The sequence below is a fragment of the Erythrobacter ramosus genome (assembly GCF_009828055.1).
GTDB classification, from domain to species: Bacteria; Pseudomonadota; Alphaproteobacteria; order Sphingomonadales; family Sphingomonadaceae; genus Erythrobacter; species Erythrobacter ramosus.
The window spans coordinates 971,620-991,370 of the sequence record NZ_WTYB01000001.1 but is presented as its reverse complement, the minus strand read 5'-3'; the positions used below and the strand labels follow the sequence as shown (position 1 = coordinate 991,370).

Annotated in this window: 22 protein-coding genes and 1 tRNA gene; 13 read left to right on the top strand and 10 right to left on the bottom strand. The window is 66.1% G+C overall.

Features of this window, described 5'->3' with window-relative positions:
• The first annotated feature begins 129 nt into the window (after positions 1 to 129).
• From GRI59_RS05025 to GRI59_RS05015, 3 genes are all read left to right on the top strand, one after another.
• Positions 130 to 1,080 carry a zinc-ribbon domain-containing protein gene (locus GRI59_RS05025; protein ID WP_160760062.1) on the top strand — a complete coding sequence of 317 codons (951 nt, stop codon included), beginning with the start codon at positions 130 to 132 and terminating at the stop codon, positions 1,078 to 1,080.
• A gap of 120 nt (positions 1,081 to 1,200) precedes the next feature.
• A tRNA-Leu gene (locus GRI59_RS05020) sits at positions 1,201 to 1,287 on the top strand.
• Positions 1,288 to 1,480: 193 nt separating this feature from the next.
• On the top strand, positions 1,481 to 3,673 hold the full coding sequence (locus GRI59_RS05015; RefSeq protein ID WP_160760061.1) for an EAL domain-containing protein: 2,193 nt from the start codon (positions 1,481 to 1,483) through the stop codon (positions 3,671 to 3,673).
• On the opposite strand, the gene GRI59_RS05010 is transcribed toward GRI59_RS05015, so the two are convergent.
• Together GRI59_RS05010 and GRI59_RS05005 are read right to left on the bottom strand one after the other, a co-directional pair.
• Positions 3,674 to 4,207, bottom strand: a complete 534-nt coding sequence (locus GRI59_RS05010) for a DUF6702 family protein (protein WP_160760060.1) — start codon at positions 4,205 to 4,207, stop codon at positions 3,674 to 3,676.
• On the bottom strand, positions 4,204 to 6,630 hold the full coding sequence (locus GRI59_RS05005; protein ID WP_337190242.1) for a M1 family metallopeptidase: 2,427 nt from the start codon (positions 6,628 to 6,630) through the stop codon (positions 4,204 to 4,206). Before GRI59_RS05005 ends, GRI59_RS05010 begins: the two co-directional genes overlap by 4 nt.
• Before the next feature lie 144 nt (positions 6,631 to 6,774).
• Here GRI59_RS05005 and GRI59_RS05000 point away from each other — a divergent pair, with 144 nt between their 5' ends.
• Positions 6,775 to 6,960 (top strand): C1orf53 family protein, encoded by a 186-nt coding sequence (locus tag GRI59_RS05000; RefSeq protein ID WP_237440666.1) that lies wholly within the window; start codon positions 6,775 to 6,777, stop codon positions 6,958 to 6,960.
• Between the two features lie 20 nt (positions 6,961 to 6,980).
• Positions 6,981 to 8,093 carry an S-(hydroxymethyl)glutathione dehydrogenase/class III alcohol dehydrogenase gene (locus GRI59_RS04995; protein ID WP_160760057.1) on the top strand — a complete coding sequence of 371 codons (1,113 nt, stop codon included), beginning with the start codon at positions 6,981 to 6,983 and terminating at the stop codon, positions 8,091 to 8,093.
• Here GRI59_RS04995 and GRI59_RS04990 read toward each other — a convergent pair.
• Positions 8,090 to 8,596, bottom strand: coding sequence for a flavin reductase (locus tag GRI59_RS04990; RefSeq protein WP_160760056.1), 507 nt, complete (start codon positions 8,594 to 8,596; stop codon positions 8,090 to 8,092). The genes GRI59_RS04995 and GRI59_RS04990 overlap by 4 nt on opposite strands.
• Positions 8,597 to 8,813: 217 nt before the next feature.
• Between GRI59_RS04990 and GRI59_RS04985 the strand changes: the two genes are divergently transcribed.
• Genes GRI59_RS04985 through GRI59_RS04975 form a run of 3 tightly spaced genes read left to right on the top strand, consistent with a single transcriptional unit; the run spans position 8,814 to position 12,337 of the window.
• On the top strand, positions 8,814 to 9,923 hold the full coding sequence (locus GRI59_RS04985; RefSeq protein WP_160760055.1) for a GNAT family N-acetyltransferase: 1,110 nt from the start codon (positions 8,814 to 8,816) through the stop codon (positions 9,921 to 9,923).
• On the top strand, positions 9,916 to 11,409 hold the full coding sequence (locus tag GRI59_RS04980; RefSeq protein WP_160760054.1) for a lipopolysaccharide biosynthesis protein: 1,494 nt from the start codon (positions 9,916 to 9,918) through the stop codon (positions 11,407 to 11,409). Before GRI59_RS04985 ends, GRI59_RS04980 begins: the two co-directional genes overlap by 8 nt.
• Positions 11,410 to 11,464: 55 nt before the next feature.
• Positions 11,465 to 12,337, top strand: coding sequence for an alpha/beta fold hydrolase (locus GRI59_RS04975; RefSeq protein ID WP_160760053.1), 873 nt, complete (start codon positions 11,465 to 11,467; stop codon positions 12,335 to 12,337).
• Between the two features lie 43 nt (positions 12,338 to 12,380).
• On the opposite strand, the gene fliS is transcribed toward GRI59_RS04975, so the two are convergent.
• The 7 genes from fliS to flgB are packed head-to-tail and all read right to left on the bottom strand — an operon-like array spanning position 12,381 to position 16,979.
• The gene (gene fliS / locus GRI59_RS04970) at positions 12,381 to 12,782 is read right to left on the bottom strand and encodes a flagellar export chaperone FliS (RefSeq protein WP_160760052.1); all 402 of its coding nucleotides are present in this window, start codon (positions 12,780 to 12,782) and stop codon (positions 12,381 to 12,383) included.
• A gap of 9 nt (positions 12,783 to 12,791) precedes the next feature.
• Positions 12,792 to 14,270, bottom strand: a complete 1,479-nt coding sequence (gene fliD / locus GRI59_RS04965) for a flagellar filament capping protein FliD (RefSeq protein ID WP_160760051.1) — start codon at positions 14,268 to 14,270, stop codon at positions 12,792 to 12,794.
• Between the two features lie 20 nt (positions 14,271 to 14,290).
• Positions 14,291 to 15,037 carry a flagellar basal body rod protein FlgF gene (locus GRI59_RS04960; protein ID WP_160760050.1) on the bottom strand — a complete coding sequence of 249 codons (747 nt, stop codon included), beginning with the start codon at positions 15,035 to 15,037 and terminating at the stop codon, positions 14,291 to 14,293.
• A gap of 7 nt (positions 15,038 to 15,044) precedes the next feature.
• Positions 15,045 to 15,860 (bottom strand): flagellar hook-basal body complex protein, encoded by an 816-nt coding sequence (locus tag GRI59_RS04955; RefSeq protein ID WP_160760049.1) that lies wholly within the window; start codon positions 15,858 to 15,860, stop codon positions 15,045 to 15,047.
• 30 nt (positions 15,861 to 15,890) lie between these two features.
• The gene (locus tag GRI59_RS04950) at positions 15,891 to 16,214 is read right to left on the bottom strand and encodes a flagellar hook capping FlgD N-terminal domain-containing protein (RefSeq protein WP_160760048.1); all 324 of its coding nucleotides are present in this window, start codon (positions 16,212 to 16,214) and stop codon (positions 15,891 to 15,893) included.
• Positions 16,214 to 16,624 (bottom strand): flagellar basal body rod protein FlgC, encoded by a 411-nt coding sequence (gene flgC, locus GRI59_RS04945; protein ID WP_237440665.1) that lies wholly within the window; start codon positions 16,622 to 16,624, stop codon positions 16,214 to 16,216. Before flgC ends, GRI59_RS04950 begins: the two co-directional genes overlap by 1 nt.
• A gap of 1 nt (position 16,625) precedes the next feature.
• On the bottom strand, positions 16,626 to 16,979 hold the full coding sequence (gene flgB / locus GRI59_RS04940; protein ID WP_337190234.1) for a flagellar basal body rod protein FlgB: 354 nt from the start codon (positions 16,977 to 16,979) through the stop codon (positions 16,626 to 16,628).
• Positions 16,980 to 17,211: 232 nt separating this feature from the next.
• Here flgB and GRI59_RS04935 point away from each other — a divergent pair, with 232 nt between their 5' ends.
• The 5 genes from GRI59_RS04935 (at position 17,212) to GRI59_RS04915 (ending at position 19,695) form a co-directional block, all read left to right on the top strand.
• Positions 17,212 to 17,895, top strand: coding sequence for a MotA/TolQ/ExbB proton channel family protein (locus GRI59_RS04935; protein ID WP_160760047.1), 684 nt, complete (start codon positions 17,212 to 17,214; stop codon positions 17,893 to 17,895).
• The gene (locus GRI59_RS04930; RefSeq protein ID WP_160760046.1) at positions 17,892 to 18,350 is read left to right on the top strand and encodes a hypothetical protein; all 459 of its coding nucleotides are present in this window, start codon (positions 17,892 to 17,894) and stop codon (positions 18,348 to 18,350) included. The genes GRI59_RS04935 and GRI59_RS04930 overlap by 4 nt, the downstream gene beginning before the upstream one ends.
• 77 nt (positions 18,351 to 18,427) lie before the next feature.
• Complete coding sequence (locus GRI59_RS04925) at positions 18,428 to 18,961, top strand: flagella basal body P-ring formation protein FlgA (protein ID WP_337190233.1); 534 nt, start codon at positions 18,428 to 18,430, stop codon at positions 18,959 to 18,961.
• Between the two features lie 79 nt (positions 18,962 to 19,040).
• Complete coding sequence (locus GRI59_RS04920) at positions 19,041 to 19,343, top strand: flagellar biosynthesis anti-sigma factor FlgM (protein ID WP_160760045.1); 303 nt, start codon at positions 19,041 to 19,043, stop codon at positions 19,341 to 19,343.
• A 4-nt stretch (positions 19,344 to 19,347) separates the two neighbouring features.
• On the top strand, positions 19,348 to 19,695 hold the full coding sequence (locus tag GRI59_RS04915) for a flagellar protein FlgN (protein ID WP_337190232.1): 348 nt from the start codon (positions 19,348 to 19,350) through the stop codon (positions 19,693 to 19,695).
• Positions 19,696 to 19,751: the final 56 nt, after the last annotated feature.

Sequence of the window (19,751 nt, the reverse complement as noted above, 5' to 3'; positions counted from 1 at the left end):
CGGGAGATCGCGATGCAGGCCATCGATTGCCCGATTTACGCCCCGTAATGTGGAAAACATAGAGTAAATAGGGGGCTCTGCCGCAGTTGGTCTTGTGCGCGGGTGTGCGGCGAGTATGCAATTTGTAGTATGATCATCGCCTGCCCAGCCTGCGGCACCCGCTACGCCGTGCCCGATGCTGCCATCGGCAGCGAGGGTCGCACCGTGCGCTGCGCCAAGTGCAAGCATAGCTGGTTCCAGGATCCGCCCCCATCGCCCGAGGGCGCAGCGCCGTCGGAAGCGCCTCCGTCCGCCCCGGGCGAGCCTGCCGCTACCCAGCCCGCCCCGCCGCCGGTGGCCGAGCCTGCGGTGGTCGCTTCGCCCCCGCCTTCCCCGGCACCCTTTGCGCCCGCTCCCGAACCCGAAACCGCCGGACCCTCGGTCAGCCACTGGCGCTCGCCCGAGCCGCCCGCTGCGCCGAACGATACCGGGGAATACGCGGCCGTGGTCGCCCAAGCGTCGCGGCGCGGCTTCGGTACGCGCGGCGAAACGCCTGTCGAAGCGGCACCGCCAGAACCGCCGGCGATTGCCGACGACATGCCCGACCCGCCCTTCGGGGATGACGACGAGGACGGCGGCTCGCAATTCGGTTACCGTGCGCCCTTCACCCGGCGGCGCAACACGCTGCGGATGTGGACGCTGGCGGCCATGCTGTTTGCAGCGATGGTACTGGGTACGATCGTCGCGGTGAATTACTACGGCCTGCCCGAATGGGTGCCGATCAGCCGCCCGACCTTCGGTGTCAGCCGTCCGGGGCTCGAACTCGATTTCCCCCCGGCCGAGCAGAAGAAGAAGATGCTCGAAACCGGCGAGGAGATTTTCGGGGTCCGCGGGACGATCACCAATAATGGGCGTGAGAGCGTTGATGTCCCCAACCTCCTGGTGGTGTTCAGCGACCGGCGTGATCGCAACATCGGCGACTGGCCGATAACCCCGGCCAAACGCAGCCTTGCCCCCGGTGAGACCATCAATGTGACCCAGGCGATCACCAACATCCCGCCCGGCGCCGCCAAGGCCGCCATCGGCTGGGCGCCCAACTGACCCCCTGATTACGCGCCAATCGCAAGCCATCGTCAAAGAGCTTGCGCGGCGCCATACCCCTTGCTAGGGGCGCGCTCCTACCGTGGGGCTAGCGTTTTGGCTGCCCCGGCAAACCCGAGTGCGGTCGTGGCGGAATTGGTAGACGCGCAACGTTGAGGTCGTTGTGGGCGAAAGCCCGTGGAAGTTCGAGTCTTCTCGACCGCACCATTTCCGCTCCTGAGCGGCAAACTCCCAGGCTCCATGCCTCTTTGGCCCAGACCGGCCGAAAGCCCTGATGACCGGTTCGGCTTCAGCCCCTTCGCGGCGCGGCTCATGGAGGGCTTGTGCGCAGCGCAGCCTTCGTGAAATGCTCAGCCGCCTAGCGACGCTTTCTTAAGGGCTTTTGGGGCAAAGGCGCGGGGTGAAAGATCAGATTCGCCTCTCTGCCATCCGCGATCTCGGACTTCAGGCGATTCCCGATCGCGATGTCTTTTCACACATCACGCATCTCGCCAGCACAATGTTCAATTGTCCGATTGCGCTGCTCTCAGTGGTCGAGCAAGAACGGCACTGGTTTCTGGGGCGTACCGGCAGCGACCTGCTGGAAACCCCGGTTGAAGATCCGTTCTGCACCTTCTGCGTGCAAAGCCCGGATCCGCTGCTGGTCGAGGACGCACGGACCGACGATAAGCTGCGTGACAGCCAGATTGTCACCGGCGGGCCACGGATTCGTTCCTATCTCGGCGTACCCATCCGTTCAGACGAGGGTGTGCTGCTCGGCGCGCTGTGTGTGATCTCGCCCGAAGCGAACGCCTTCCGGCCCGAGCAGATCGCGCCGCTGGCGATGCTGGCCGAACTCGCCGAACAAAGCCTCGCGCTCAATGCCCGCACCCGCGCGCTGAGCCTTGCCAATGCTGCGCTTCAGCAGTCGACCCAAGTTTTTCGCCAGGCCGAACGCGCGGTCAATGTCGGCAGCTGGCGGGTCGATATCGCGACCCGGCGGCTGCACTGGTCCGATCAGGTGTTCGATATCGCCGGACTGGAGCCAGGCCGGTCCGTCAGCGTCCCCGATGTTGTCCAGCTCTATCAGCCCGAAGACCGCCCAATGGTCAGCAAGGCTATCAACGACACCATCGAGGACGGCAAACCGTTCAGCTTTGAGACCACCATCCGCCGCCGCGACGGCGAACGGCGCCGCATCCGCGTGGTCGGCGAACGGATGGATGTCGACGGGCAACCCGAATGTGTTGCCGGGATCATCCTCGATTGCACCGAAGAACACCTGCGCAATGTTGCCCTGAACCGTGCGGCCGAACGTGACCGGCTGACCGGTCTCTACAACCGCGCCAGCTTCGATCGCAGGCTTGCCAAGGCGATGCAGGCGGTCGAGGCCGAGTTGGTAACGATCGCCTTGCTCGATCTCGACGGGTTCAAGGACGTCAATGACACGCTGGGCCATCTGGTCGGAGACCGGGTGCTGGAAACCATCGCCGAACAGCTCACGATGCGGATTGCGCCGGGCATGTTTCTGGCGCGCTGGGGCGGCGACGAATTCGCTATGCTGTTCCCGCCCGCTATGACGCTTGGCGAAGTGACCCGCTTCCTTGAGGACCTACTGGCCGAATTCGAAGAGATGCCGCCACTGGGCAGCACCTTGCTCAAGATCGGCGCGACCTGCGGCGTGGCGCAGATGAGCACCTCGGCGAGCAGCGAAGAAATCATGCGCCGCGCAGACCTTGCCCTGTATCGCGGCAAGGAAGCCGGGCGCGGCGCGGTGGTGTGCTGGGACCATCACATCGAAGCGCGCCAGTCCGAACGCCAGACCGCCATCGCGCAGCTGCGCGGGGCCCTCAACAGCGGGAGGGCGATGGCGGCCTATCAGCCAATCTGTGATCTGGAGAGCGGCGAAGTCGTCTCGGTCGAAGCGCTGCTGCGGCTGCGCGACGAGGACGGACGCCTGCTGGCAGCGAGCGACGTGTTTGCCGCCCTGCTCGATCCCGAATTGTCGCGCCGGGTCAGCCGGGTGATGCTCGATTCGGTGGTGGCCGATGGCACCGCGATCCTCGCCCTGTTCGGGCCGGACACGCGGATCGGGCTCAACCTGTCGGAAGCCGATTTGCGGCGCGGCGATTTCGTGCAGCATCTGATCGACGTGATCGACGACAGCACGCTCAGCCCGAACAACATCACCATCGAAGTGACCGAGACCATGCTGATAGACGCGGGCGGGCAGGTGCGCGCGTCGCTGGCGATGCTGGACGAATGCGGCTTCACCATCTGCCTCGATGATTTCGGCACCGGGTTCTCGTCACTCACCCACCTGCGCGCCTTCCCGATCCACAAGGTCAAGATCGACCGCGATTTCATCGCCGGGATTAGCGAGGATCATCAGTCTCGCCTGATCATTCAGGCGATTGTGCAGATGGGCCACAGCTTGGGCCTGCGTGTCGTGGTGGAGGGGGTCGAGACCGAGGAGCAGGAGACCTTCCTGCGCGCCATCGGCTGCCGCCATGTGCAGGGCTATCGCTATGGCCGTCCGGCGCTGCTGGCCGATTTGCAGGCGCGCTTTGCCGATACGGACGGGGCCGGAACGCCGCAGCGCCGTCAGGCTTGATTACCGCGTGAGCGGCGCGGTCTGGGCCAAGTCCCCGGATTTGAAAATGAAAGTCTGCACGCTGGTGCCGCCGCCGATATTGACCCGGTTTTCCTGCCGCGCCCAGACATCGGTCAGGATCTGCGAATTGATCCGGATCAGCGTTTGCGTGCCCTCGGCAGAAGGGGCTGGCGCGGGCGTCTCCTGATAGACCCACAGGCTACCACCGCTGATCTCGCTGCCGACGTAGTCAGGCGTGATGATCTGGCCATCAACCACCAGCAGGAACCGCCGCGTGACATAGCGCGCGAAGGCCTCGCGGCTGTCCTCGCTACCGATGATATCGGGGGTGTGGATGTTGGGATTGCCTGTCCGCTGCACCACCAGCGCATGTTCGGCATCGTGGACCGGCACCTGATGCGCGATCTCGATCATACCGGTGCGTTCGTTGAGGCTGACCGTGCTGATCGTGAACTTCTGCTGATGTGCGGCCGCGGTGCCGGCCCCGATCGGGGCCAGCACCATTGCCAGCAGCACCAGCAGTGCGCGGATCATTTCTTCTTCTTGTCCGGCTCGGCCCCGGCGGCCTCACCCATCAGATCGCGGCTGACGCGCGACTTCGACGCTTCGTCCTTGAAGGCTTCGATCCGGCTCGGGATGATGCGGCGCGGATAGTGGTTGTTTTCCAGATCGGCATCGCCGGTTTCCCAATCGGGATCGACCACCACCTGCACCAGCTCCTTGCCCTTGGGGTACACCAGCAGCTTGGCCACTTCGCGCGAATTGCGCCGCCAGATTTCCGCCGGGATGTTGAGCTTCTCAGTCGAGCCATCCTTGAAGGTTAGGCCGAGGATGATCGGCATCACCAGCCCGCCCTTGTTGGTGAAGTTGAGGACGTAGTAATTCGCGTCCTCCTTCACCGCGCGGTCGAATGCAGCGCGTTCCCACGGGAGCAGGCCTTCGAGGAAATCGGTGTAGCCCTTGCGGTCCTTAGGCGTGACGGTGAATTCGTCGTTCTTGTCGTAGAAATCGGTCATGCCGGGGTTTTCAAGCACCCAGATCGGCAGGCCCTGCTGTTCATTGAGGCCGATGCCGACCACCTCCGGCTCCTCGGCACGTTCCGCCCGGCGACGCGGCAGGTCGATGTCCGGGTTCTTGCTGTCCATCTTCAGCCGGTAGATCGAATCCAGCGTGATATCGACGTGATCCGTGGTGTAGAACCACCCGCGCCAGAACCAGTCGAGATCGGTGCCGCTGGCTTCCTCCATGGTGCGGAAGAAGTCGGCCGGGGTCGGACGCTTGAACTTCCATCGGCGGGCATATTCCTTGAGCGCGAAGTCAAAGCGTTCACGGCCGATGATCGTGTCGCGCAGCAGGTGATAGGCCGCCGACGGCTTGCCATAGGCATTGGCGCCCAGATCCGTCACCGAATCCGACTGCGTCATGATCGGCTGCTGGTTGTTCGACACCATGTAGCTGACCATGTCGCGCGGCAGGCTGCGGGTCCACGGCATGTTCGGGTCCCATTCGTAACCCGCGACTGAATCGAGGAAGGAGTTCAGCCCCTCGTCCATCCAGGTCCATTGGCGCTCGTCCGAGTTGACCGTCATCGGGAAGTAGATGTGTCCGATCTCGTGGATCACCACGCCGACCAGAAACATCTTCTCAGCCAGCGAATAGGTGCGCGTCCCGTCCTTGTTCAGGGTGGTCCGGGGTCCGTTGAAGGTGATCATCGGATATTCCATCCCGCCGACCGGCCCGTTGACCGACTGCGCGGTGGGATAGGGATAATCGAAGCTGAAGCGCGAATAGACCTTCAGGGTGTGGACCACGGCTGCGGTGGAATACTTCTTCCACAAATCCCCGCCTTCCTTAGGCCAGAAGCTCATGGCGAGCACAGTTTCGTTCTCCGCGCCCGGCTGCTTCACGCCTTGCGCGTCCCACATGAACTTGCGGCTGGAGGCCCAGGCAAAATCGCGGACATTGGTGGCGGCGAACTTCCAGGTCTTGGTGCCCTTGGGGTTGCCAGCTTCGGCAGCGGCGGCTTCCTGCGGGGTGACGATGAACATCGGCGCAGCGGCATCCTTGGCCGCTTCCAGCCGCTGGCGCTGGGCTGCGGTGAGGACGGCGTCGGGGTTCTGGATCGTGCCGGTGGCGGCAATGATGTGGTCCGACGGCACGGTCAGGTCGACTTCGTAATCGCCGAATTCCAGCGTGAATTCGCCGCGGCCGAGGAACTCCTTGTTGTGCCAGCCTTCGTAGTCCGAATAGACCACCATGCGCGGGAACCACTGGGCGAGCAGGAAGATGTCGTTCCCGCCCTTGCGCGGGTCATCGGGGAAATGTTCGTAACCCGAGCGCGCGTTGACGGCGTCTTCCTCGACGATGTTGAACGCCCATTCGATGGCGAATTCGGTGGTCTCACCCGGAGCCAGCGGCGCGGGCAGATCGACGCGCATCAGGGTGCCGACGATCGTGTGCGGCAGGTCGGCACCTGCGAGCGATCTTACGGCGCTGATGTCATAGCCATACTGGTTGTCGGCCATTGCCTGCTGGCGGCGCAGTTCCTCGAAAGACAGCTTGGTCGGTTCGCTGCCGGAACCCAGCGTCACCTTCGGCCCGCGCCGTCCGGGGCCGCCGAAGGCATCGGTCAGCTCGGCCATCGAATCGCGCTTGAAGATGTTCTGATCGAGCTGCAGCCACAGCCACGGCAGGGCATCGGGCGAATTGTTGGTGTAGCGGATCGTGGCGCGCGCGGTGATGCGGCGCTTGGTTTCGTCTAGCTCGGCCGTGATCTTGTAGTCGACCTTCTGCTGCCAGTATTCATGCCCCGGCGCACCGCTGGCATTGCGGGTGGTGCTGGGGTCAGGCAGCACTTCATCGAGCTGGCGGAACTTGTCCTCGAAATTGCCCTTGGTCTGCTGCACACCCTGAGCGTGAGCGGGGATGGCGAACAGCAGGGCGGCAACAAACAGCACGAAACGCAAGGGCGCTCTCCGGGATAATGGCAGGGGCGTTTGAGAGCGCAAAAGCGGCGGGTGCGCAAGCGGGTATCCTGCCCCATGCGGCAATTTTGTTTCAGGCATGGCATCCGGAACACTTGTCCATTATCGCGTCCCGCCATGACCCAGCAACCATGGCACGCCCTGCACGAAGCCGCCTGCGCGCGCGGCGAGGCGACCTATCGCGATCCCGACACCGGCTACACGGTGTTCACCCGCGCGGCCCATCTGGCGCGCGGGAAGTGCTGCGGATCGGCGTGCCGGCATTGCCCTTACAACCACGAGGCCGTACCGACGCGCCGCTGACTAACCGGAGAATCCGCCCCATGAAGACCCGCGCCGCCGTTGCTTTTGCCGCGAAAAAGCCGCTCGAAATCGTCGAACTCGACCTTGAGGGGCCGAAGGCGGGCGAAGTGCTGGTCGAGATCATGGCAACCGGCATCTGCCATACGGACGCCTATACGCTCGACGGGTTCGACAGCGAAGGCATCTTCCCCTCCGTGCTCGGCCACGAAGGCGCAGGGATCGTCCGCGAAGTCGGCCCCGGCGTCACCAGCGTGAAGCCCGGCGATCACGTGATCCCGCTCTACACGCCGGAATGCCGCCAGTGTAAGTCATGCCTCAGCGGCAAGACCAACCTGTGCACCGCGATCCGCGCTACGCAGGGCAAGGGGCTGATGCCCGACGGCACCACGCGCTTCAGCTACAAGGGCCAGCCAATCTTCCACTACATGGGCTGCTCGACCTTTTCGAACTTCACCGTGCTGCCCGAAATCGCCGTGGCGAAAATCCGCGAGGACGCGCCGTTCCAGTCGGCCTGCTACATCGGGTGCGGGGTCACCACCGGGGTCGGCGCGGTGACCAACACGGCCAAGGTGCAAGTCGGCGACAATGTCGTGGTGTTCGGCCTCGGCGGGATCGGCCTTAACGTCATTCAGGGCGCACGGCTGGCGGGTGCGAACCTGATCATCGGGGTCGATATCAACCCTTCGCGCGAGGATTGGGGTCGCCAGTTCGGCATGACCCACTTCCTCAACTCGAAGGGGATGAGCCGCGAGGAGACCGTCGCCAAGATCGTGGAAATGACTGATGGGGGAGCGGATTACACCTTCGATGCCACCGGCAACACCGAGGTGATGCGCACGGCGCTGGAAGCCTGCCACCGCGGCTGGGGCACCTCGATCATCATCGGCGTCGCCGAAGCGGGCAAGGAAATCGCCACCCGGCCATTCCAGCTCGTCACCGGACGCAACTGGCGCGGCACGGCGTTCGGCGGGGCCAAGGGCCGCACCGATGTGCCCAAGATCGTCGACATGTACATGACCGGCAAGATCCAGATCGATCCGATGATCACGCACGTCATGGGTCTGGACGAGATCAACACCGCCTTCGACCTGATGCACGAAGGCAAGTCGATCCGCAGCGTGGTGGTGTTCTAGGGCGCCATCTCGCCAAACCGCCCGCCGAAGAACAGCAGCGGGCGGGCATTGCCAGCGGCGGCCATCGCCATCCCGGTGACCGCGCCGAGGATCAGCGTATGGTCTCCCGCCGCGTGCAGCGCGAACCGGCGGCAGGCGATTTGGGCGAGCGCGCCGCGAACCAATGGCAGCCCGCTTGGCCCCGGCTCGAAGTCCGCCGGATCCAGCGTGCTGTCCCCGCGCGCGGCATAGCGCCGGGCGAGCGCCTGTTGGCTATCGGCCAGAATGCTGAACGCAAACGCCTCCGCCCCCGCATAGGCATCATACAAGCTCGCTGAATTCTGGAGGCTCCAGCTTACCAGCATCGGATCGAGTGAGATCGACACCAGCGAATTGATCGTCATTGCCGACACGCCGCCCCCTGGCGGTACCAGCGAGATCACCGCCACCCCGGTCGCAAATTGCCCCATCAACTGGCGGAACGCGCGGGTTTCGGCAGAGATATCCGGAGCAGATGCAGGCACGAAGGTCTCCGGCAATGAGGGAGAATGGGGCAGGGGGATGGGGCGCGTCAGGGGCCATCGGCACACCGCCCCCCTGTGTTAATCAATGCCGCCCCCGGCGGTTCCAGCGGCATCGGGAGAAAACGCCACATTGTCAGGCCTGTGGTTAACTGCGTGGTTACGCCCACGCGCTATGGCAAGGTTCGACCTTCGCCCCCTAGGGCCATGCAGGTGAGGAATGTACGAGAGCAGGATTGCATCGGGCCGCCTGACGGTCGCAGCGGTGGAGGGCTTCCCGCCTGAAATCAACACGCTTGCAGCCTGCAACCTCGCCGGACACGGTTTCCTGCGCGCAGCCTGGTATGCGGCCCGAGCGCCCAATCGCGGGCGGACGCTGCTGTTGCGGCGCGACGCGGATGGGACAGTGCTCGCCGCGATCCCGACCATCACCTTCGGCCCGGTGATCGGCCGCGCACGCAAGGTGCCGGGATCGTACTGGCCGCTACGCAGTCCACTGTTCGCGCCCGATTGCGACCTATTCGAACTCGCCCACGCGCTTGATCACACCGCCGCGCGCTGTCTTGGCGCGGTGTGGCGGGTCGGCCCGGCGCGCTGCGACGATCCGGCGACCACGCTGCTGATTGCCGCCGCGCAACTGGCCAACTGGACCGTGCTGTCGCGCCCCGCCGGGACCAGCTGGGTGATTGACCTCGACGCCGCACGCGCCCGCGGCTGGCCCAGCGCTTCCACAGCGCGCAAGCTGCGCGCCGCGTGGCGCAAGCTCGAAGATCACGGAACCCCGCGCTGGCGTTACGTGCGCGGGACGGGCTGGGACACCGGCGCGCTCGAGGACATGGGCCGGATCGAGGCAGAAAGCTGGATCGCCCGCACCACCGACGGCAGCGGCGCCAAGTTCATGACCCCTGCCCAGCGCGCCCTGTGGAGCCATGTGCTGAGCGACCCTGTCCTCGCCGAGAATCTCTCTGCCACGATCCTGATGGTGGGCGATCGCCCGGTGGCCTTCAGCTTCGATCTCGACGATGGCCCGGTGCAATATGGCATTGCTGGCAGCTATGTCGAAAGCCTGAAGCACCTCGGCATCGGCAAGCTCACCAATTACCGCGCGATGGAAGACGCCATTGCCGATGGGCAGACCGTGATGGACATGGGCGTGGGCGATACCGGCTACAAGAAAGACATGGGCGCGGTAGAAGGCTACGAAATGGCCGATCTGCTGTTCGTGCGCAGCCACTCAGCCGCGCGGATGCTGGCGCAGGCGTGGGGCGAGGAATTGGTGCCCACCCCCGCCACCGCCGCGATCACGCCGCACAGGACCATCGATGGCTGAAGCTGACCCGATCTCCAAACCCTCGCTCGCCTCGCAGGTACGCACGGCGGTCATCTGGCGCTCGGGCAGTCAGGTGCTGACCCAGATCGTGTCCTGGGCCTCGACCCTGATCGTGATCCGGCTGCTCGCGCCGCAGGACTATGGCCTGTTCGCGATGGCGCAGGTGATGCTGACGCTGCTCAGCACCATGAATGGCTGGGGTCTGGCGAGTGCACTGATCCGCGAGGAGGAGGTGACGGAAGAACGCCTGCGCCAGACGCTGGGGATGCTGATCCTGCTCAACGGCGGGTTGGCGCTGATTCAGTTCCTGGCCGCGCCGCTGGTGGCCCTGTGGTTCGAACAGCCGATGGTGACAGACCTGCTGCGCGTGCAATCGCTGCTCTATCTCGCGGTGCCATTCTGCGCGCTGCCGCACGCGATGCTGAGCCGCAAGATGGACTTCCGCCGCCCGGCACAGGTGCGACTGGCGGCGGCGATGGCAGGTGCGGTGACTGCTTTGACCGGCGCTCTGAGCGGCTGGGGCGTGTGGACGCTGGTGGCCGCGCCGATGATCATGCTGCTGACCGAAGCGATCGGCATGACCTGGGCCGCGCGCGCGCCGATCCGCCCGATCTTCCGCTTTACCGGCGCAGGCCATATCGCGGGCTTCGGCGGGGTGATGACCGCGACCCAGCTATTCTGGTTCGTCCAGAGCCAGGCCGATGTGATGATCGCCGGCCGGGTGCTCAATGCGCATAATCTGGGCGTTTACACCACCGGCCTGTTCCTTGCCCAACTGCTCGCGGCCAAGTTCGTGCCGCCGATCAACGAGGTCGCCTATGCCGCCTATTCGCGCCAGCAGGGCGAGGGGCTGAGCGACTGGGGTTCCTCCGCGCTGCTCGCCACGATCCGGTTGGTGATGATGGTGGGCCTGCCTGCCTATGCCGGGATCGCGGTGGTCGCGCCGGTGCTGGTGCCGGTGCTGCTGGGCGACAAGTGGATCGAGATCGTGCCGCTGCTGCCGATCCTGGCGGCTGCGATGGCGATGCTGACGCTGCAAATCCTGTTCTCGCCTGCGACCAATGCGCGCGGCTTTCCGGGGATCGCGCTCAAGGTGACGATGCTGGGCGCGGTGGTGATGCCGCTGGCGTTCCTGACCGGTTCGAACTGGGGCCTTGTCGGCTTTGCCTGGGGCTGGGTCGGCGGGATGGCGGTGCTGACCGGGGCGACGATCCTGCTGTCGCGTCCCGTGCTGGGCTTCAGCTATGCCGGGCTCGCGAGTGCGATCGCACCCCCGGCCGCGGCGGCGCTCGTTATGGCGGCGGGCGTGGGGCTGATGCTGCGGGCCTTGCCAGAGGTGCCGGATATCGCCGCGCTGGGGAGCGCTGTGCTGCTCGGCGTAGGTCTGTACCTCGGCGCTCTCCACCTGATCGCGCCTGACCGCATGGCCGAGGCGCTGCATTTCCTGCGCAATCGCGGTGAGGCAGAACCCGCTCCGGCCGAATGACCCCTAGCAAAGCTGCGCGATTGACTTGGGCCCGGTGATACGGTTGGGCAGTCGGATGAGCACCACCCGCCCCGCCCCCGTCACCCGCTTCTACCCCACCGGCGGCATTGAACTTGCCGTGCACGAATGGGCCTCTGACGGCGACGGCACGCCGCTGGTCTTCGCCCATGCGACCGGGTTTCACGGCCGGGTGTTCGACGCGATTGTCGAGGCCTTCCTCGATCACCCCGCCTACGCCATCGACCTTCGCGGTCATGGGCAGTCCCGCGCCGAGCCGATTGACGATTGGCGGGCCGTTGCAAGCGATGTCGCTGATTTCCTTGAACAAGCTGGCATCACCGGCGCTGTCGGCATCGGCCATTCGATGGGCGCGCACACCCTGCTGCAAGTCGCTGCTGATGCGCCGGAGCGCTTCAGCCGCCTCGTCCTGTTCGATCCCGTGATCCTCGCGCCCGAGTTCTACGCCCCCGGTCAGCCGCTTTACACCGCCGATAACCCCCACCCCGCGATCCGCCGCAAGCGCGATTTCGCCAGCGCCGAAGCAATGATCGAACGCTTCCAGACCCGCGATCCGTACAACCTGTTCGACCCCCGCGTCTTCGCCGATTACTGCCGCTACGGCCTGACCCAAGGCGCGTCTGGTGAGGGTCTGGAACTGGCCTGCGCCCCCGAAGTCGAAGCCAGCGTCTACGCGTCGAGCCGCAGCAACGGGGCGATTGTCGAGACGGCCAAGCAGGTCGACATCCCGGTGCTGGTGGTGCGCGCGCAGATGACCAATCTCAACGATTTCAAGAGCTCGCCGACCTGGCCCGAACTGGCGGAGGTGTTGCCGCAGGGGACCGACCTCTACCGGCCCGACATGACCCATTTCCACCCGTTTCAGGACCCGGCGGATGCCGCCCGGATCATTGCGGAATGGATCGGCTGACCGCAATGTTCGCCAAATGTTTCACGTGAAACATCGCCGCAGTCTAACCCGCCGCCTCAAGCATATCTCTGATATCGCTTTGAATTTCCGCGATTCTCCTCGCGTCCGCCTGTAGGCAATTGGCCCCGATCTGGCTCGCCAGCCCGCCATAGAACGCTGTGAGGCTCGCCCCCAGCGGATGGTCCGGTGCGACCGATTGGGCGAGCCACAACAGGATCGTCTGCGCCCGGCTCAGCGCGTCGCGATAACCCCGCGAATACCTCGGTATAACCTCGCTACAAGCTGGCAACGGCTGCTCTACCGCGCGCAACGCCTGCCCCAGCGCAGCACAAGCCTCTTCCAGACAGATGCGGGTGAGATCGGCGCTGCCCGACACCTCGATACGGGCTTCCAGCGCAACCCGGCGATAGGCGGCGGCGGGGTTCTGGCTGAACATCTGCATCATTGGCCCCCGTTACCGATCGCCGTTCGACCAGATATCGACCTGCTGGCGCAGGAACGCCAAGGTCGATTGCGACGCTGCCACACGGCGTTCTGAGGCAGTGAATTCGCGGGTCAGCCGCTCGCGCAGATAATCCTGCTGCTCAGCGATTTTCGCCAGCCGCTCGTCACTGGCGGCCTGCTGCGTCTCGAACCGCTTGAGCGATCCGCCCAGCGATCCGGGATCGCTGACAAAACTGGTCTCCCGCGCGAAGCGGTCCATCGTCGCGAACACGCCCGAAATCCCGGTGGTGAACATCGCCGCGACCGCATCAGGGCTGGTCTCAAGCGAGCGGGTCAGGCGCGCGCTGTCCAGCCGGAAGCTGCCATCGCGGTTCAGCGCCAGCCCGAGATCGGCGAGGGTGCGCGGTTCGCCATCGGCGGCGGCGGGCATGACGATCCGGCTCGCCAACCCGGCAAGATCGCGGCGCAATTCGCGCGCGCCGGGATCATTGCCCAACGCGCCCCCGATCGGCGCAGCGACATCGGCAAGCTGACTGACGATATCGTTCAGCGCGGCGACGAAATCATTCATCACGCTGGCAATCGCATCGGTGTTGCTGGCGAAGCTGAGGTTGGTCGGCGCGCCGGTGTTGGTGGCGGTGAGGTTGAGGGCGAACCAGCCCGGCAGGCCGGTGATGCGGTTGGTGGAGCTGGTGCGCTCCACCGTGTCGAGCCGGAACACCGCATCGCGCGCGGCGGTCTGCAACTCGCCCGCGTTGGTCGCCGGTTCCCAGCTGATATAGCTGAGATCGCCCGGAGCAGCCGCTCCGCCTGCGCCTGCGGCTTCGAGCACAAAGCCATTGGCAGCGCCTTCACGCCCCTTCATCACCAGCCGCGCGCCGCTCGTGCCATCGGCGACATAGGCCTGCACCGCCCCGCTGCTGGCCTGATTGATCTTGGTGGCGAGCGTCGCGAGGGTGTCGGTCGCGGTGACGGCGATAGCGGCGACCGCGCGCGCGGCATCGGGGGTGAAGCTGGCTCCGCTGACCGTGCCGAACCGCAGGGTCAGCGTGCCTTCCCCCACCAGCGCATCGCGGCTGGCATAGCCCTGCGACGTGATCAGCGTGCCGTCATTCGCCAGCGCAAAATTGCCCGCGCGGGTGAAGCCGATCTGGCCACCCGGCGGCAGCTCGACCTGAAAGAACCCGTCGCCATCCAGCGCGAGGTCGAACACATTGTCCGTGCGGCTCAGCGTGCCTTGCGTGTTGATGCGCGAGGTGCCTTGCACCTGCACACCGGTCCCCAGATTGAGGCCCACCGCGAACGCCGTCTGCCCGGTCGACGCCTGACCCGCGACGCGCTGTTCCTGATAGGCGAGCGTCGCGAAATCCACACGGTCGCGCTTGAACCCGGTGGTGCCGATATTGGCGAGGTTGTTAGCGATGACGCGCATCCGCGCATCCTGCGCCTCAAGCCCGGTGCGGGCGACGTGAAGGGCTGAAGTGGGCATGGGTCAGGTCTCCTGTTGGATTAGCGCAGCGCCATGAGGCCGCTGCCCGCTTCATCGAGCGTGCCGGCGGTGGCGATGATCTTGGCGCGCTGTTCGAAGGCGCGCTGCGCCTCGATCATCTGCACCAGCGTATCGGCGGTTTCGACATTGGACATTTCGAGCGCGCCGGTGGTGAGCCGCGCGGTCGGATCGGGCGGCAACACGCCGCCGTTCGGCACCTTAAGGAAGCTGTCGATCCCCTTGGCCAGCGGGCTGCCTTCGGGATTGACCAGTCGGATGCGGTCAATCGCTTCGGCGGCGACATTGGGGGCGGCGGGATCACTGGCGAGCACGGTGCCATCCGCGGCCAGACTGACGCTGAAACCGGGCGGCACAGTAATCGGTGTCCCGCCTTCGCCCAGCACCGCCAGCCCCTCACCGTTCTCCAGCACGCCCGAGGCCGCAACGTGAAGGTCGCCGCGCCGGGAGTAGATCTCGCCCTGCCGGTCGGGGGACTGGAACGCGATCAGCGCCTTGCCTTCCAACGCCACGTCGAGCGGATTGCCGGTCGGCACCACCCGCGCGGTGCGCATATCGGCCCCGCGCACATTGCCACGCGCCAGGGCGCGGGCCTCCAGCGATCCGTCCTTGAGGGTGGCCGGGGTGACCGCGAAAATCTCCTGACGAAAGCCCGGGGTCGAGGCGTTGGCGAGGTTGTTCGCCACCACCCGCTGCCGGTCCATCGCCGCGTTCATCGCGGTCATGGCGGTGTAGATCAGCCGGTCCATTGTGCGATTACTGCTGGCGCAGGTTGAGGACGGTGGTCGAAATCTGCGTCGCGGTGTCAATCGCGCGCGCGTTCGCCTGATAATTGCGCTGCGCGGTGAGCAGCGAAACCATCTCCTCGGCCAGATCGACGTTGGAGCGTTCCAGCGCGCCGCTGATCATCTCGCCATAGGTGCCGATGCCGGGATTGCCGAACACTGCGACGCCCGAATCCCCGGTCGCCTGCCACTTGGTCTGGCCGATGGAGCGCAACCCGTTGGGGGCCGGGAAGGTCGCCAGCGCCACCATGCCAACCGGCTCGGTGGTGCCATCGGCATAGGCGGCGTTCACGATCCCGCGCACGTCGATCGTGACGTTGGCGAGGGTCGAGCCCGCAGCGTTGGTGATCGGCACGTCGACATCGGCGGGCGTGGTCGAGGTTGGGTTGCCCGCCGCATCGACCGGATAGGCCTGCAAGCGGTTGCCCCACGCGTCCTCCAGCTCACCCGCCGCGCTCAGGCGGAAATTGCCATTGCGGCTGTAGCTGACGTCGCCCGAAAACGGATTGGCGAGCGCGAAGAACCCGTCGCCGTCAATCGCAAGGTCAAGGCTACGGCCGGTCTGTTCCAGCGGGCCGAGGACGAAATCTTGCGTGATCCCGGCGACGGTCGCGCCAATGCCGGGGCTGCGGCGCGGATCGGTGGAGGATCCGGTGGCGACCAGATCGGCAAACTGCGCCGAGCTCTTCTTGAAGCCCACGGTTTCGGCATTGGCGATGTTGTTGGCGATGACGCGCAGATCGGTCTCGGCGTTCTTGAGGCCGGAGAGGGAGGTGAAGAAAGACATGGGGGTGTGTTCCTCTGGTGGTGAAAGGGATCAGGGACGCGGCGTGGAGGGGCGGAGGGCCGCTTCCTGCGCGGCGATCAGTCGGTCGAGCTTGGTGGAGATGTCCTCCAGCGTCGCGCCGCTTTCGGTGGTTGCGGCCAGCGCAGAAAACTGCGCCATCTGCGCCAGCATCGCCTCGTTGTCGGTCGGCTCGAGCGGGTCCTGAAAGGTCAGCTGCGTGGTCAGCAGCTTGAGGAAATCGCCGCCGTCGAGCGCGCCGAGCCCGCCGCCCTTGAGCTGCGAGGGCTTGTTGAGCCGGTCCAGCGTGGCCTGCGCGGCGGGGGTGATATTGGTGGTGGTCGTTGTGGTGTTCACTACTGGCTCCTCAGGGTTTCGAGCATCAGTTGCTTGGCAGTCTGAAGCGCCTGCACCAGGTTCTGGTACTGGCGCGCGCTTTCCATGATCTCGACCATCTCGGCGGTCTCATCGACGGGGGCTTCGAACACGAAGCCGTCCTTGTCGGCGAGCGGGTGCGAGGGATCGTGGCGTTTGGTGGGTGCGGTTTCAGCCCGCACCAGCCCGCCGGTCGTCACCCCGGCAAGGCCCGAGGCGCGGTCGAGCTCTACGGCAAACACCGCGCGGATCGGGCGGTAGGCGCCTTCCTCGGTGGAGGAGACGGACCCGGCATTGGCGAGGTTCGACGTCGCGGCGTTCATCCGCGTCATCTGCGCGCTCATCGCGCGGGTGGTCATGGAGAACAGCGTCATCGGTTGGCGCTCGGGCATCCTATTCGCCCTTCAGCGCGCGGGTGATGGTGTTGACCTTGCCCTGCACGAAGCTGAGCGTCGCCGAGTACGCTACGGCGTTTTCGGCAAAGGCGACCTGTTCGCGGCTCAGTTCAACCGTGTTGCCATCCATCGACGGCATGGTCGGGCTGCGCCACACCATCCCAGCCCCGGCATTGGCGGACATGACCCCCCGCGCGCGCGCCAGCCGGGCATCAAGCGCAGCGTTGAAATCAATGTCGCGCGCCTTGTAACCGGGGGTCGCGGCATTGGCGATGTTGGACGCGATCACGCCCATCCGCTCCGACCGCACGGTCAGCGCGGCGCCATGGATACCGAAAAGTCGCTCGTTCACGTGGGGGCTCCTGATGCTGCGGGACAGGCCCGCGGGGTTGCAGTCCCAACAGCAGGAAGCGTGCCAAACCAACGCCATACCGGGCGAAACGGGGCGGAGGATGCGCCGGGCGGCAGGCTCTTGCCGGATCACCTTCACCCCTGTGGCAAGCCTCTGCCGCCGCAGCCTGAAGCCTTAATCCGCCGGTCTTGCCGCCGTTCTGACAGCGGCAATCAACACGAGGGGATCTGTGATGCCGCCTGCCCTGCCCAACCTTTCCCACCTGTTCGATCCCGGTTCGCTGGGGATCGTCGTCGTCGGCACAGTGCTCGCCACGGTCGCGCGCTGCGGGTGGCGCGATTTCGGCGCAGCGATCAAGGTGGCGAGCGGATTGGTGCGGCGGCCTTTCCAGATCGAGGCCAACCGCAAGGCGCTCGCCAAGGCGCTGAGCGCAATCCAGCGGGACGGCCACCACCGCGCCGATCCGGCCCTGCCACCTGACCGCGCGCTGAGCCTGATGCTCGAAACCTATCTGCGCCACGGCGCGCCCGAAGCGCTCGGCCAGGTCCGCAGGGCCGAACGCGCGCTCGATGAAGCGCGCCGGGTGAGCGCCGCACAGGTGTTCGTCTGGTCAGGCGAACTCGCCCCGGTTTTCGGGCTGATCGGCACGCTCTACGGCCTCGCCCAGATCGACCCTGCCGCAGGGGCCGACGCCACAGCGATGATCATGGGCGCCGTTTCGAGCGCAGTGCTGACCTCGCTTTACGGCGCGCTGCTCGCCCATCTGGTGTGTTACCCGCTGGCGAGCGCGATCGAGCGGCGCGGGCTGATCGAGGAGCAGAACCGCGAAACGCTCGCCGAATGGTTCATCGCCCAGATCGACCTGACCGATGTCGCCGCCAATGCCCGCCGCGCGCACCTGCGAGAGGTGACATGACCCTCACCGCCACACACCCGCGTGGGGGGCATGGCTGGCAGTTGGTCCTCGCCGATCTGGCGTTGATCCTGTTCCTGCTGGCGCTCTCCGCCCTTCCCGCCGCCGAGGCCGAGAGTGGGCGGCGCCACGCCGACACCGAAGCGCGTGAGCGGGATGCGCCCGGCGTGATCCAGCCCGAGGTCGCCCCGGCGCAGGCACTGTTCCGGCCGATTTCGGGCGGGCCGAGCCTTGGCGCATGGCTCACCGCGCAGGGGCCAGACCCGCGTGCAACGCTGACGATCTTCGCAGTCCACATAAAGGGCGGCGAAGCGGCGGCCTGGCAGCGCGCCGAAGCGCTGGCCGCCGAAGCCCGCGCGAGCGGGATGGCGGTGCGCACGATCATCACCGCCGGGATGCGCGAGGAGGTCTATGCCAGCCTCGCCTATGATGCGGTGATCCCCGCAGCCGCGCCCTGAGTGTCACACGGGCGCTTGGCATGGCCCTTGCTGCTCCACCGCCAGCGCAATCGCGCAACAACAAGGAGCGCCCCCGAGTGGACACCACCTCTTCCTGGCACATTGGTTGGCGGCTGTGCCCGCTGGCTTTGCCGATGCTGCTGCCGCTATGCGACCCCGCCGCCGAGGCGCGCGGGATGACCGATCCGGCGATGATCGACCGCGCTGTGGCCGAGTTTACCGGCGTTGCCATCGGCGCCCCCGGCGGCGCGCGAGCGGCGACCGATGCACGGTTGCAGCTCGCCGCCTGCGCCGGGTCGCTCGCTGTCAGTTGGCACACGGTGGCGCGCACGGCAGTGCAGGTCGAATGTTCGGGGCCGGTCAAATGGCGCATTTTCGTCGCGATCACGCCTGCCGCCGGACCTGCCGCCGCCCGCGCCGCGCCTGCGGTCAAGCGCGGCGATGCGCTCACCATCATGGTGCGCGGGCGCGGTTTCAGCGTCCAGCAGCCCGGCGAAGCGATGGAGCCGGGCGCGGTGGGTGACTGGATCGAGGTGCGCACCAGCCGCAAGGGCGAGCCGCTGCGCGCCCGGATCGAACGCCCCGGCCTCGCGGTGATCCCGGCTGATTGAGAAACCGCTTTAACGCCCCCTTAAACTCCCTTCCGCGCGGCCGTTCTCGCCGACAGGAACTTAATCGAAGGACATTGCCATGCCCTCTGTCGAACTGAGCAAATTGCCGGGCGTCAGCGCCGCGCGCGCGTTGTCCACCAGCGACCGCGCGCAGATAGACGCGCGCTCCCGCCCCGCCGCAGCTGGTAGCACCAGCAGCGCGTCCGGCATCAGCGTCGAAGTCACCAGCGCCAGCGAAGCCGCCAGCCCGCCGGTCGATGCCGAGCGGGTCGCCCGGATCCGGGATGCGTTGCGCGATGGCTCGTACCCGCTGGTGCCGGCCAAGATCGTCGATGCGATGATCGCTGCGCAGGTCAGCCTGTCGCTGCCCGAGCGGAGCTAAGGACGTGGCTGACACTCTGGCCCCCGCCGCGCCGCTGGCGCTGAATCTGCGGCAGATGATTGCCGTGCTGGAACGCGAGCGGCAAGCGCTTGCCGCGCTCGATGCCGATGGGCTGGTCGGTGCGGCGCGCGACAAGGAGGCTTTGTGCGATGCGATGGCCAGTATCGGCCCGCAGGCGCTCGACGGAGACACCCGCACCCTCGCCGAGACCGCGCGGCAGCTCAACGATGTCAACCGCCGGGTACGCAACCTGCTCGCGGCCAATGTCGCCGCGCGGATCGAGGCGCTGGGTGAGGGGCGTCATGGCCTCGGCCGCCTGCCGCGCGCAACCTATGCCCCGGCCCGCACTTAGGTGTTCTTGCTGAGGCGGCGCCGACCGTTTCTGGCACGCCGTTTGCACAATCCGTC